This is a genomic window from Commensalibacter sp. M0355, from assembly GCF_016101365.1.
Lineage (GTDB): Bacteria > Pseudomonadota > Alphaproteobacteria > Acetobacterales > Acetobacteraceae > Commensalibacter > Commensalibacter melissae.
In genome coordinates this window covers 19,799-33,280 of sequence record NZ_JACFQQ010000006.1, presented here as the reverse complement: position 1 = coordinate 33,280, position 13,482 = coordinate 19,799, and the positions used below count along the sequence as shown (strand labels likewise).

Annotated in this window: 15 protein-coding genes, 2 tRNA genes and 1 pseudogene; 6 read left to right on the top strand and 12 right to left on the bottom strand. The window is 37.9% G+C overall.

Annotated features, from left to right (window positions below; all coding sequences use genetic code 11):
* Positions 1-41: 41 nt before the first annotated feature.
* Both H3T44_RS08550 and H3T44_RS08545 read right to left on the bottom strand, forming a co-directional pair.
* A complete protein-coding gene (locus tag H3T44_RS08550; RefSeq protein ID WP_155566280.1) occupies positions 42-1,226 on the bottom strand; it encodes an LL-diaminopimelate aminotransferase in 1,185 nt (394 codons plus the stop codon).
* Positions 1,227-1,274: 48 nt separating this feature from the next.
* Positions 1,275-2,288, bottom strand: a complete 1,014-nt coding sequence (locus H3T44_RS08545; RefSeq protein WP_198196890.1) for a hypothetical protein — start codon at positions 2,286-2,288, stop codon at positions 1,275-1,277.
* Between the two features lie 325 nt (positions 2,289-2,613).
* Here H3T44_RS08545 and H3T44_RS08540 point away from each other — a divergent pair, with 325 nt between their 5' ends.
* Positions 2,614-3,258: an ATP-dependent Clp protease proteolytic subunit gene (locus H3T44_RS08540; protein ID WP_110439590.1), complete on the top strand. Its 645-nt coding sequence runs from the start codon at positions 2,614-2,616 to the stop codon at positions 3,256-3,258.
* Positions 3,259-3,301: 43 nt separating this feature from the next.
* Positions 3,302-4,294, top strand: a complete 993-nt coding sequence (locus tag H3T44_RS08535) for a ferritin-like domain-containing protein (RefSeq protein ID WP_110439556.1) — start codon at positions 3,302-3,304, stop codon at positions 4,292-4,294.
* A 40-nt stretch (positions 4,295-4,334) separates the two neighbouring features.
* Here H3T44_RS08535 and H3T44_RS08530 read toward each other — a convergent pair whose 3' ends face one another.
* Positions 4,335-5,378, bottom strand: coding sequence for an ABC transporter substrate-binding protein (locus H3T44_RS08530; protein WP_198196891.1), 1,044 nt, complete (start codon positions 5,376-5,378; stop codon positions 4,335-4,337).
* Positions 5,379-5,472: 94 nt separating this feature from the next.
* On the opposite strand from H3T44_RS08530, the gene H3T44_RS08525 reads away from it, so the two are divergent.
* Positions 5,473-5,548: transfer RNA gene (locus H3T44_RS08525), tRNA-Asn, on the top strand.
* Between the two features lie 184 nt (positions 5,549-5,732).
* On the opposite strand, the gene H3T44_RS08520 is transcribed toward H3T44_RS08525, so the two are convergent.
* Positions 5,733-6,593 carry a D-hexose-6-phosphate mutarotase gene (locus H3T44_RS08520; protein WP_198196892.1) on the bottom strand — a complete coding sequence of 287 codons (861 nt, stop codon included), beginning with the start codon at positions 6,591-6,593 and terminating at the stop codon, positions 5,733-5,735.
* Between the two features lie 149 nt (positions 6,594-6,742).
* Here H3T44_RS08520 and H3T44_RS08515 point away from each other — a divergent pair, with 149 nt between their 5' ends.
* Complete coding sequence (locus tag H3T44_RS08515; protein ID WP_198196893.1) at positions 6,743-7,300, top strand: DUF4385 domain-containing protein; 558 nt, start codon at positions 6,743-6,745, stop codon at positions 7,298-7,300.
* Between the two features lie 71 nt (positions 7,301-7,371).
* Here the strand turns inward: H3T44_RS08515 and H3T44_RS09225 are convergent.
* The 8 genes and pseudogenes from H3T44_RS09225 to H3T44_RS08470 form a co-directional block, all read right to left on the bottom strand.
* Positions 7,372-7,959: pseudogene (locus H3T44_RS09225) on the bottom strand (YgjP-like metallopeptidase domain-containing protein).
* 130 nt (positions 7,960-8,089) lie between these two features.
* A tRNA-Gln gene (locus H3T44_RS08500) sits at positions 8,090-8,164 on the bottom strand.
* 72 nt (positions 8,165-8,236) lie between these two features.
* Positions 8,237-8,881, bottom strand: coding sequence for a TetR/AcrR family transcriptional regulator (locus H3T44_RS08495; RefSeq protein WP_155567611.1), 645 nt, complete (start codon positions 8,879-8,881; stop codon positions 8,237-8,239).
* Between the two features lie 26 nt (positions 8,882-8,907).
* On the bottom strand, positions 8,908-9,705 hold the full coding sequence (gene proC, locus H3T44_RS08490) for a pyrroline-5-carboxylate reductase (RefSeq protein WP_155579989.1): 798 nt from the start codon (positions 9,703-9,705) through the stop codon (positions 8,908-8,910).
* Between the two features lie 166 nt (positions 9,706-9,871).
* On the bottom strand, positions 9,872-10,198 hold the full coding sequence (locus H3T44_RS08485) for a hypothetical protein (protein ID WP_198196895.1): 327 nt from the start codon (positions 10,196-10,198) through the stop codon (positions 9,872-9,874).
* Positions 10,199-10,200: 2 nt separating this feature from the next.
* Positions 10,201-10,539, bottom strand: a complete 339-nt coding sequence (locus H3T44_RS08480; protein ID WP_370552746.1) for an arginase family protein — start codon at positions 10,537-10,539, stop codon at positions 10,201-10,203.
* A gap of 309 nt (positions 10,540-10,848) precedes the next feature.
* Entirely contained in the window at positions 10,849-11,181 is a 333-nt protein-coding gene (locus tag H3T44_RS08475) for a tRNA-binding protein (protein WP_155568801.1), read from the bottom strand.
* 69 nt (positions 11,182-11,250) lie between these two features.
* Positions 11,251-11,520, bottom strand: coding sequence for an accessory factor UbiK family protein (locus H3T44_RS08470; protein WP_122122936.1), 270 nt, complete (start codon positions 11,518-11,520; stop codon positions 11,251-11,253).
* A gap of 118 nt (positions 11,521-11,638) precedes the next feature.
* Between H3T44_RS08470 and rfaD the strand changes: the two genes are divergently transcribed.
* Together rfaD and lgt are read left to right on the top strand one after the other, a co-directional pair.
* Positions 11,639-12,622, top strand: a complete 984-nt coding sequence (gene rfaD / locus H3T44_RS08465; protein WP_198196896.1) for an ADP-glyceromanno-heptose 6-epimerase — start codon at positions 11,639-11,641, stop codon at positions 12,620-12,622.
* A gap of 30 nt (positions 12,623-12,652) precedes the next feature.
* Complete coding sequence (gene lgt / locus H3T44_RS08460; RefSeq protein ID WP_198196897.1) at positions 12,653-13,480, top strand: prolipoprotein diacylglyceryl transferase; 828 nt, start codon at positions 12,653-12,655, stop codon at positions 13,478-13,480.
* Positions 13,481-13,482: the final 2 nt, after the last annotated feature.

Here is a 13,482-nt window from a genome sequence, read left to right as displayed (position 1 = left end):
CGAGCAAGATATATATTTTTTCTTAAATAAAGATAGTTGGGCTATTTAGAATAAGCCTGCATGAAATGTTTTATTGAACGGCAGGCTTGTCTCAATCTTTGGGTATTTTCCACCAGACCAATTCGAACATGATCGTCACCATATTCACCAAAACCAAGACCAGGGGCGACAGCAACCTGGGCTTCCTTGAGAAGAAGTTTGGAAAATTCAACACTTCCCATTGATTTAAACTGTTCAGGAATGGGGGCCCATGCAAACATGGAGGCTTCAGGGGAAGGAACATTCCATCCAGCTGAATGCAACCCTTTGATTATGGTATCCCTTCTTTCTTTATATAGGGTCCGAATTTTTTCTACATAATCCTGGGGATTGTTCAGGGCTGCTGTTGCGGCAACTTGAACTGGTGTGAAGGCCCCATAATCTAAATACGATTTGATTCGGGTTAGTGCAGCAATAAGTTTTCTGTTACCGGCGGCAAAACCGATACGCCAGCCAGCCATTGAGTAGGTTTTAGACATGGAAGTAAATTCGACAGCGATATCTTTTGCTCCTGGTATTTCCAAAATGGAGGGTGGAATTTTCTCACCAAAATAAATTTCAGCATAAGCCAAATCAGAGAGAATCCAGATTGATTCTTTTTTTGCAAACTGAACGAGCTCACGATAAAAATCCAGATCTGCCAAATAGGCGGTGGGATTTGAAGGAAAATTGACGATAAGGGCGGTGGGTTTCGGAATGGAATGTTTAACAGCACGATGCAGTGCCTCCAGCATATGTTCATCTGGTTTTGCAGGAATTGAGCGAATTGCAGCACCAGCGATAATAAATCCAAATTGATGAATGGGATAGGAAGGATTGGGAACAAGAATAGTATCGCCAGGACTGGTGATTGCAGAAGCCAGGTTTGCCAATCCTTCCTTTGATCCCAAAGTCACGATTGTTTCATGTTCAGGGTCAAGGGTGACATTAAAACGTCTTTGATAATAATTTGCAAGGGCTTTGCGTAGACCGGCAATTCCACGACTGACGGAATAACCGTGGACACGGGGAGCAGAGGTTGTTTCAATTAATTTTTGGATAACATGTTCAGGGGGACGGCTATCTGGATTTCCCATACCCAGATCTATAATATCTTCTCCACGTGCTCGTGCGGCCTTTTTAGCGGCATTTACTTCAGCAAATACATAAGGTGGCAGGCGACGAATACGATGGAATTCTTCTGTCATGACATAGGCTCGTTTGAATAGAATAAATTAAAATTAAAAAAGAAAATACTAATTGTCCATACGAATCCGAACACCGTGTCCAAATGCATAGGCCCGGATTACAATAGCGGATTCTGGTACATTATGGGCGATTAATAATTTTGCAACTGTTTTTGCACGTAGCAAGGCAAGTGAAACCGCCGCAGTTTGTGCATCGGGATCAAGAGAGGTTGTGTCACCATATCCGTGAACAAAAACGGTTCTGCCTTTTCTTTGCCAGGCAATATTATTTATTATATCTTCTTGTTTGGCATAAGGCGTGTCGGAATCAATCGGAAAACGTATAAGCGTTCCTGTTGGTTCCTTAAAGGATAAACCTGAAGGATGGGATGGAGGGGGAAGGTTGATGTCCGGTGGGACATCAAAATCAGGGAAGTGGGATGGAGGGGGAGGATTGACGGGAATAGAGGGAATTACAACATTTTGTTCATCAATTTTTGCCCTAAGTTCTGGCATAACCACGGGTTCGGTTTTATGGGATTCGACAGTCTCGACTGGTTTAACCGATTTTTCTTTTTGATTGATCGTGTTGTGAATATTCGAGTTCTGGTTTGGTTGAGGTGGCTCTCCTGCCGCATCAAAATTCGCAGAGGATGCGAGATTTTCCGCAGGTTGCATGTTGGTGTTCTGACCAGTTCGATTATTGACAGGTTTGGTTTGAACGGACGATTTTGCAGGTGGGTTATTCTGCTGTGCAGGTAATGGAGGAATATCAGGAATAATAATTGGGTTTTTTACATTTTGCCACTGTGTCTCATTTCTATCCTGTGAGAGAGAATCTGTGATTGCATTGCGTAAATCTTGGGAGGGCAGAGGAGGGGAGGCTGTTGGGGTCAACCCTACATAGGGATATTTCTGATCATTTCCCGGAACAGGCAGCCTGGGTTGAGATACAATGCCGCCTTCTATATCATGATATGCGTTTACGGGGGCTTTAATAAACACAGATTGGGAGCATCCCCCCAGACAGAAGAGATTAAAAAATAAGAAATATCGTAAAATTGGCTGCTGGATGGAAGACACTCTATCTATACCCTTCTATACCCTTAATTTATAAAATAAAAACATATTTGATGAATTTTATAGTGTTTATAGGTTTTTTCTTAATACGCTATTTTGTTTCCATAATATAGAGAAATAATCTTTTCCCCCTGATTTATAAGATAAATTGCAGATCATAATACGTTTTGTTGTGTAAAAATGATAATTTTACAGGCATATATAAAAAACTGATCAGTGAATAAAAAAAATTTTCATTTATCAATGTAGGGTGTATAAAAAATAGAGTAAATAAAATAAAAATTGTTTTTTTGAAAAGATAATTTGAAGGAAAATATTGGTGAAGCTTATGCAGCTTTCAGATGGTGGACAAAAACATTTCAGTGACAGTGATCCAGATGATGAAGAGAAAAAGGAGGATAAAAATTTTCCTGAGGCTGGTGCAAATAATGAATTGGAAAATAAACTTTTCAAAGAACGTACAATTCTAATTTTTGGTGAAGTGAATGACAAGCTTGCAAGGGAAATAAGCGGGCGTTTGTTGGCCCTGGCTTATGAGTCGTCTAAGCCGATCAATATTTATGTCAATTCGCCTGGCGGTCATGTGGAAAGTGGTGATACAATTCATGATATGATCCGTTTTGTGGACAGCCATGCACCGATTAACATGATTGGTACAGGATGGGTCGCATCGGCAGGGGCCCTGATTTATGCCGCAGGACGTAAAGAACGACGTTTCTGTTTAGCCAATACACGTTTCTTATTGCATCAGCCAATGGGTGGGGTCAGAGGACCGGCGACGGACATTGATATCGAGGCCAGGGAAATTATAAAAATGCGTGAACGTTTGAATGCAATTTTTGCAAAAGAGACTGGACATTCTTATGATAAAATTGCCAAAGATACCGATAGAAATTATTGGATGTCTGCCCAGGAAGCCATCAAATATGGGCTTGTTAACCGTATCATCCATAAATTATCAGAACTGAAATGATTTAAAAAATTAATGATTTTAAAAGTAAGGAGTCGATTTGGAAATGTCTGACTTGGAAGCAATTTATACGCAATTACCTGAAGATTTACATACCTTGCCTCAGCCAAAATCAGATAAAGAGCTCGAGGAGATGAATTATCGAGTGCGCCATTGGATGAGTAATATTCCAGGCTCGATTAAAATCGGTAGTAAAGAGCATAGGCAAATGGTATGTCAGATGTTCCGTGAGACTTTTAATCCTTACAGACCAACTTTTATGGACTGGCCAAAGCTTACCGATCAGGAAATTGATCGTTTAAAATCGTTGCCTATTTGGGATATCGCTGTGCAGACAGAGGGCAAGGCCCGTTTGAGGATGGCTGCCTATGTCAAAGAAATTGTGGATCCAGAATGGGCTGATGCCATTGCACGGAATGCGTGGGAGGAAAATCGTCATAAGGAAGTTCTTTCTGATTTGGTCAGGTTTTATGGTATCCCCCTTGCATCAGAGTCCCCTTATTCGGTCCCAAAAGATCCGGAATGGGCCTATTTGGTAACAGGATTTAGTGAATGTTGGGATAGTTTTTATGCCTTCGGTTTGTTTGCAATCGCAGAAAAGTCTGGATTTTTCACGAAAGAACTGATTGAAACCTTTGAGCCTGTTATGCAGGAAGAATGTCGCCATATCCTTCTATTTGCAAACTGGTTGGCTTGGCATCGTGCGAATTTGCCCTGGATAAAACGTATCTTGTTTGAACTAAAAGTTATCGCTGTTCATGCATTTTTGGTTTACGAACGGATCGGTTTGATTAAAACGATGGATGCAGAGGGAGAGGAGCATTTCCAAGATAATAATTTCACGATTAACGGAGTTGCTGAGCTGGGTAATGAAAAAACGACCCTTGCTGATTTTCTTCGTTTATGTCTTTCAGAAGATGATCGTCGTTTTTCTGGTTATGACCGTCGTTTATTACGTCCAGAAACAGCACCCTTTTTGACAAAAATGGCTCTTTGGCTTCTTCCTAAAAAGCTGCTTAATAAACAATTGGTTGGCTGAACGTTGGTCTGGGTTAATGCCTCATTATTTTAAGGAGGCATTAAAGTGTTATACAAAACTGCTTGGCGATACGACCCGATTTCAGGCTGTTGGGGACTTGACCCAAAAGTTTGAATTCATCGATATATTGGGCAACCTGCTCCCACAAGTTATCATTTATTATGGCCATATTTCTGTTTTCATTCAAAAACATTTTTAATATTTCTTCAGGCCTCATTTTCTGCCATTCATCAGTTAGGATTTGACTGGCTTCCTGAATATGCTGTGATTGCCATACGGAGGCATTTCGAATTGCTGTGGCAAGATATTTGAGTGCAAGTGGATTGGATTGTTGAAAATGATTTGAGATTCCCAAAACATAATTGATTCTTTGACTCCAGCTACCTGTCTGGCTCCCGGCAAGTTGGAACAATTTTTTATTGTTATGATGAAGAATTCGCCAGATAAAAGGGTCAGAGCCAATTAATGCCTGTATTTGACCTGATAAAAGAGCGGGAAGTAATTCATCTTTTTCCAGTTCAACCCATTTAACATTCAAATCCGGATTTATGCCTTTACGTCTTAGAAGAATAGAAAAGAATAGTTTTTCTTTTTCGGAATGAGGTTGAATTCCAATGGATAGATTTGCCAAATCCATCAATCTTTGGATTTTTTGTTTATGTGTAACCAATAACCGAAAATCCCCACCATTTAAACCAATCATTAATTTTCCACCTTCAGAGCGGGATTTAAGAAGTTGTGGCAGCCAGTCCAGAATGGATAAAATAGCCGCATCACACTGATTGGTCTTGAGTAGATCGAAAATCTGGGTTTTATTTTTAATATTGGCAATGGGATCAAGGCTTATTTTGTAATGTTTCAGAAAACCTTTTGTCTGGGCAATGGTGAGAAGCTGGTTTTCTTCATTCTTTAGGTATGCAATACGAATCATTTGTGGTGAGATATCCTGAGGCATTATCTCGGGATTATGTTTGTTGATGGAATGATATAATCCCATTCCTGTTAAAGAGCCTATTGCCCCTAGTCCAACCAGTAAATTACGGCGATTAAAAGATTTTTTTGTTTTATTTGAAAAAGGGGTCATAGAGCAAATTCTAGAAAATGAAAAAAATTGGATTTTATACAAAAAAACACTTTACCATTAATTTTAAATTAGGTATACAAAGTCTACCAAATGATCCCGAATAGCTCAGTTGGTAGAGCAAGCGACTGTTAATCGCTCGGTCGTAGGTTCGAGTCCTACTTCGGGAGCCATCTAATTTAAAAGATGTGCAAAAAACAAGTTGATAAATTATATCACCTAATAAATATCATTCCTGTAAAATTGGCTATTGTTCTTGATGTTGATAATTTGGAGTAGAGTCAATTGTCAAACCTGTTTAAAAGTTAGCCGATAATTAATAATGATATTATTATTAAATAGTATCATGGGTTTGGGTTATTGAATGCAGTGGGCATTAATTTGCATTTGATTCATTAGTGTTCCAACCTCAAGGCACATCACTTGATTCCATAATGATGCAGGAAATTGATCTAAGGTTTTGGCTTGTTCTTTCCAAGGTGTCCATAACACGGCAGAATGTGAGAAAGGAGCTCGGATGATAATGTTTCTTTTCCATATAGGATCAAAAATAGTTATTTCAGAGGGAACATCACTGTAAATTCGATCAACGGGACCAGTTAAATGGTGAAAGAATTTTTGTATGCCTGATTTCTGCTGACCCAATGCATTTTGTTCTGTATAGGTTAGATTTTCCAATCCATGAATATGGATATTACGGATATCACTGACATGGAAATAGTTATGTAAAGCCTGAGTTATGGCAATATCCTGGTTACTTTTGTTTTCAATATGAAGTTGTATGCTTAAAATCTCATTAAAACATATAATGAATTTCAATTCCGTTTCATGTGGCCATTCCGGGGTTAATGTTGGTGAGGTTTGTAGACTATTAATGATAATGATCCCTGATTTTGATGCATCAAGCTGATGATTTTTCCATTCAATGCAACGTGCAAAGCCATGCGATAATGCGGGATGAGTTAGGCTATGCATATTTTGGACTATTGAAGGATTGGCTTTAAGATGACCGAACCAGGGCCAGCATAACGGGATGCCACTTCTTATGGCTTTGCCATCCTGATAGGTAGCCTTTGAATTTCCCCATAAAATATCCGGCTTTTTAAGAGATCCATAACGTATGATCTGAGCTCTTTTAGGAATATAATCGAGAAATCTGTCTAAAAAATGTAAACGTAAGGCTTCATAGGGACCATATTGAATTTTTTCAATTTTCATTTTCTTCCATTGAAATAATATTGATGATTAAAATGACCTACTTGCTATAAAAAAACAAATAAGACAATTTAGGTTTATAGTCCTAATAAATCTATAAGCCAAAACATATAATGGTTGTTTTTTAATGATGCAGAATTTGGGTGGAATAAATGAACAAAAGAAGTGATTTGATTCCATGTTGTAAAAATCGTGTCGTTTCGTCCAGTTTTGATTATTCCTTGAATTTTGGAAAAATAGATTTTCGCAAACATCCTGAATATTATCGCATTGGCAAGGGAGAACAAGGAGTATTGCTGGTCGAGCCATACAAGTCAGAAATATTGCCTTATTGGCAATTTGCGACTGTTGAAAAGGCAAGGGAAAGCAGTGAAAGGATATATCAATTATTTTTGCAGTATTTGAAACAAGAAGATTTTGTTGGGGCTGATATGGCGCGTAAATTTCTGCAGATGGGTTATACGCGTGCCCGACGTTACGCTAATCATAAAGGTGGCAAAAAATATAATGGATTTGTTCCCAAAGATAAAAAGGGTTTGAGTGGATCTCATGGCCGTCAGGAGTTACCCAAAGGTTTTGAGGATCCGATTAAGGTAAAAGCGGCATCAGTTTTTAAACAGAAATGGAAACAGGCAAGAGAACATTCAAAATATAAAAGTTTGAAAGAGAATTTTGTAAAAAAAGTTTCAAAAACAGCGGTCAATAATTAAGGTATTATAAAAGTTTTTGCTCTTTTCCAAGAATATAACCATTTTGTTTTAAGTAGGTATGCCAATATTTTTCAATTTGGCATAATCATGGTAACTATTTGGTAAATTTTTTTACTGTGGTTAAATTCAGCTGCATGGCACAGCTCATGGAGGATAACATAATAAATGGCGGCGGGATTTGCCTTGATTAGATGTTGAGTTAAGGTAATGATCACATTATTTTTTTTGATTATAACTACCCCATTGATTTTTCAATTCGTAACAAAAGTGGTTTATTTTGCCAATCAATTCAACAAATTCTTGATTTTAAAAGAGAAAGACGTTCAGAAAAAAACCTTTAAAGCCTCAAATTTATACCAGTTTTGAAGCATGCTATAGATTCTTGACGGAAAATTCTCTCGAACTGTTATTGCAATATGATGATCAATTAACTGGATAGTTTGTGCCTGATTGGTTATTTTAAAAATTTTTAAAGGATAAAGGCGTCCTAAATAAAGATGTTTTTCATGATTGATATACTGGTAATGGGATTCTTGAAATATAGGATTGGTGTAAATCCAGTTCTTATGATAATCCAGAATTTCAAGAACACGCTGATGGGAAACAGATGGATGAGCCTTTATTTTGATAATTTTATCTGTAGTGATTTCAAGGGTAATTCTGTTCCTATTATGAGTTAAATGAAGCTGACAGTTAATTTTTGATTTTTATAAGAAAAATCAAAATGTTTGACAGGATAATCCAAAATAAAATAGATTTTGAAGGGGTCAATTATATCATAATACAAGATGGCTGGGGTGGGAGGATTCGAACCTCCGCATGGCGGAATCAAAATCCGCTGCCTTACCGCTTGGCTACACCCCAAGGTTTGTTAAAGCATCTTTTAAAGGAGTTATTAGGTTTCGTAAAGAGGAAAAATAAAAAAATTTTTAAAATTTATTGTTGGTTTCCATCTTTATCTGAATAATAGGAAGTATCCACTTGATTCTTCTTTTTTCCATTTTGATCTGTTACAGTTCTTTGAACACAATAACGAGCAAATTTTCCAGCTTTTTTAAAGCTTTTATCTAATGAAGCCATGGTTTGGGATAAATCTGAGCTTTCATCTTTTAACCAGATACGCATATTTAGCGCCCAAATGGCTGTCAGTCCCTTTATACAAGCAATTCCACGTAGGCCGCTTGTGTTGATTTCCGCTGCTTCAGCTAGCCATTTCATACTGTTTTGAATGGCTATCTGTAGAAGAAATGCTAATGGAGGGTTAAGGGGTAAGGAATGAATTGCAGAAATCAATCCTTGTCGATATTGTTGGAACGTATCAAACCGTTCCATAAAAAGATCGAATAAATATTCAGGAACGGGTTGATGCTGGTAGGATTGTTTCAATGCAGCCTGATCGGCGAGACGGTTCAGATAAAGTAAAAGGGAGGATTTGCAAGGGAATAATTTTCGTGCCATATCAAGCGAAACATTACAGCGTCGTGCCGCGTCACTTAATGACATGGCGTTCCATCCTTGTTCTGCCGCCAGATCCATGGAATTTTTTAAAATACGGTGGCGTATTTCTTCATCAGACATCATCAATCTCCTATATTGCTTTTGTTATTTTATGAAGATAAAGCCCTGGAACGATCTGCAGCTGCCTGCAGGGCCTTAGAAAGAATATGGGGCCATGCATCGGGTTGAATTAGAACATTAACAGCTTGTTCTGTTATCCCGTTAGGGGTCGCAACATTTTTTCTTAGTGTTTCCGCTTCTTCCTGGGAATGATTCAATAATGCGGCAGAGCCAATTACGGTTTGTCTGGCTAAAAGACGTGCTAGGTCTTCTGACAATCCTTTCTCTTGTCCTATCTTTTGCAACAATTCCGCTAATAGGAATATATAGGCGGGCCCACATCCAGCAATTGCTGTGGCGATGTCAATTTCCTGTTCTGTATCAAGCCATGCGGTTTTACCAATGGCATTAAACAATCGTTCTGCAATTTGTTTTTGATCCGATTGCGTTTGGGAGTTGGCAATCATGCTGGTCATACCTAATCCTAATTCCGAAGGGGTATTAGGCATAACTCTGATAATAGACTGATGATCTCCGAATTGTTGTTGTAACCAGGCAAGCGTTTTTCCGCCAAGAACGGAAATAACAGGTATATTTTTACACCATGGTTTTAAATGGGGGATAAGTTCGGCAGCTTGATCCGGTTTGACGGCAAGTACAACAGCTTCTGGTTGAAACGTTTTTGGAACATCCTGAATAGTATGTGCCAATTGATGTGGAGTAACTAGATCGAAATCATGTCGATTAACAATGAAAGAATGATTCAAGCCTTTTTTTATCCAGCCTTTTAACATGGCTTTTCCCATATGCCCACAGCCAATCATTAAAAGGGAGGGAAGTGATGACATAATGAATTCCTCGATCAATAGTGAATAAAATAGGATTGTTTTTTTGTATATGATTGTAAGAATTCTAACATAAAAATGTCCAAATAAAAATATTTGTACATTGTCAGAAAAACCATATGTATTTAACAAAAATTAGTATTAAATAATTAGTATAAATTTTAATATTTTATTTCATGAAAGAAAATTGTTCCATCATTTTTTTTAAGTTAAGTGCGTCCCAAGGCATGTGTTCTGCAAAAGTTATTCCGGCTATATCCGTTACGAGGGAAACATCCTGGATGATTTTGCTTAATTGGGGAATGGTCATTTCTCCTTTTACGTTATTAAAGGTTTGTGGTGAGATGGGATTATTTGAAAATTGCGAATAAAAAGATCGGGGATTAAGGACATCAACGTCCACATGTATTGCAAGATGCTCAAAATTGTTTTTTCTAATCCATGCCAAAATGGCTTGATTATCTAGGGTAAGATCAGGACTGGCAATGGTTTGCAATCCTAAATCATGTACAATTTTTTTTCATAGGCATTGTTATAATTATGAATGCCAATGATTAAAACCTGGTTGGCTTTAAAAGCTAATCTGACTTCATTTGCAAGATATGGATCACCTTTTCCCAATAAATTTCCCAAAATCATTGCATGTTCTCGATCAAAATGTTTGGGGGTGGAAATATCGGGATGGGAATCAATCCATAACAACCCTATTTTTCCGTTATAATGTTTATTGAGATAGGCAAAAGGCGCCTGGCTAACAATACAAGTACCGCCGAATGTAATAATCCGATCAGGTTCGTGTTCATCTATAATTTTTTGCGTTGCTTTTAATTGATGAATAATGACATCTTGCCAAACAACACCATTTTCCCTGGTTCTTTGTTGTTGATGATAAGGTTCAATGGGAACTTCAACAATCGGGGATGTATTATTTTGGGGAGCTAAGAAAGCTAACAGACGAGCTCCAGGGGGTAGATCTCGCCGGAGGGTTGACTGTCATAATCTCCACTTTGCCATTCTGGAATTAGAAGTCTTAGGGTTTTGCAACGGTCAGTTTTATAAATCATAATTATTTTTCTTGTCTGAAAATTCAATGGAATTAAATTATTGAGCAAAAAGGAATTATGGATCAACAAGATGAGGTAGAATTCAAGATATTTTTGTACCGTTAGGCACGGGGCGTTCCACGGTTGTAATAACGATTCCATCTTCTGTTTCAAAACCTGTTAGTAGGAATTGCGAACGAAAAGGACCAATTTGTTTTTCAGGAAAATTAATAATTCCTATAATTTGTTTATGAATCAAATCCTCGGGCTGGTAGAGTTTAACCAGTTGAGCGCTTGTTTTAAGCTTGCCATAGTGTCCAAAATCAACCCATATTTTATAGGCGGGTTTACGGGCTTCAGGAAATTTTTCTATTTTTATAATAGTTCCAGTTACCATTAAAATTTTTTCAAAATCTTTCCATTCTATTAAATCCATCAATAAAATTTCCCTGGATTGATCAATATAAAAGGGGTTTGAAATATCCCCCTGTTAAAATATTTACGATTAAATATTTGCTTTTTTTTCTAATTCTGCGATTTTTTCCTCAAGTTTTTTGACATGTTCTTCTAACTTTTCTTGAGCGGCACGGGTACGGCTGGCAATTTCTGTAACAATTTCAAATTCATCACGTCTGACCAGTTGAAGGGTTGACAAAACCTCATCAACCCGTCCCTTGACAATGGCAGCAATCTCTTCCTTAATACCACTGAAAACAGAAAATACACTGCCAGAAGCATGAGAGGCATCGTCAAATATTTTTTTTGGATTAGGCATGATTTTTCCTTATTATTATTTCAAAATTAGTAAATTAGTATAAGTTAATCTAATACGTTATCAAAGTTATAATATAGCATGTTTTTTTTAATTTATAATTTATGTGTATGAAAACAATATGATTATTATCACTGGTGCAACAGGGTTTATCGGTTCTTGTTTACAGGCCAGACTCTATGATTTGAAAGAGAAGACGGTTGTAATTGACTGGTTGGGGGATGAGGGAAAATGGCGCAATATTGCAAATCATGTGCCAACAGATTTAATTTTTCCTGAATATATTGATGATTTTCTGGTGCAGTATTGCAAAGTAATAAGGGCTGTCATTCATTTAGGTGCAATTAGTGAAACAACGGCCCGTGATGGGGATCTGGTTTGGAAAACCAATGTCAACTTGTCAAAAAAATTATGGCATTGGTGCGCTTTGAATCAGGTAAGATTTATTTATGCTTCATCTGCCGCAACCTATGGGGGAGCCAATCAGCTGGAGGAATTTACAGATGAACCCAACCATATTGCAGATTTAAAACCCTTGAATTTGTATGGGTGGTCCAAACAGGTTTTTGATCGATTTGTATTGGAACAGGTTAGGAATCATCAACCTGTCCCCCCGCAATGGGCCGGATTAAAATTTTTTAATGTATATGGACCAAATGAATATCACAAGGGCAAGATGATTTCAGTTGTAAAGGTCAAATTTGATGATATTCAGAAGGGAGGTGTTCCCCGTTTATTCAAGTCTGATCGCGATGGTTTGACAGACGGTGCCCAGGCCCGTGATTTTATCTGGGTTGGGGATGTTATTGAAATTATTTTATGGCTTTTAAACAATCCCGATGTAAATGGAATATATAATTGTGGTACCGGACAAGCTAGAACCTATCTTGATTTGGCATATGCCGTCTGTGATGCGGTTGGCTGTAAAAGAGAGGTTGAATTTATAGATATGCCCCAGAGTTTGCAGGGACAATATCAATATTTTACCCAAGCTGACATGACACGTTTGAAAGTTGCCGGATATCAACGGGCATTTACCTCATTGGAAGAAGGTATTTCAAAATATATTCAGGGTTATCTTTTACGGCCAGACCCTTATTTATAAGGTCATATTTTTTAATGAAAGACAGGTTTTATGTCATCTCCCTTGTATTATCCTAATTTTGATCCTGTTATGTTGCATATCGGCCCCTTATCGATACGTTGGTACGCTATGGCCTATATAGCAGCATTGCTTGCCGGTTGGTTTTTGGTAAGACGATTGGTTCAAAGGGAACCCGTGGTTGCAACTGTTACACAAGTTGATGATTTTTTAACTTGGGCGACGTTGGGCGTTATTTTTGGGGGACGTTTGGGATATGTTTGCTTTTATCAGCCAGCTTATTATTTAACGCATCCATTACAGATCATCCAGGTATGGCATGGAGGAATGTCCTTTCATGGTGGTGCTTTGGGGGTTATATTCGCCTTAATAATATTCACCCGTTATAACCGTTTAAGTTTTCTTGGTTTTTCTGATCGTGTCACAACCGTAGTGCCTATGGGACTAGGATTTGGAAGATTGGCAAATTTTATTAATGGGGAGCTAGTGGGTCGTGAAGCTCCGGACTGGCTACCCTGGCGTATGATTTATCCCGGTGTTGAAGGTGCAAGACATCCATCAGAATTATATGAATGTTTTTCAGAAGGTGTGTTGCTATTTTTTATCATGCTTTGCTTGATTCAATGTAAAGCCATTCGAGAGCGACCAGGATTTCTTTCCGGTGTGTTTCTTTTGGGGTATGCCATGGCACGAAGTGTTTGTGAGTTGTTTCGTGAGCCAGATGCTTTTTTGGGTTACTTTGCTTTTGGTTTGACGATGGGGCAAATTTTATGTATCCCAATGGCGATTGCCGGGATATATTTCATTTGGCAGTCTTATCAATTGCCGAAATTGCAAAATTTGACAGTTTCTGAAAAGTAAAG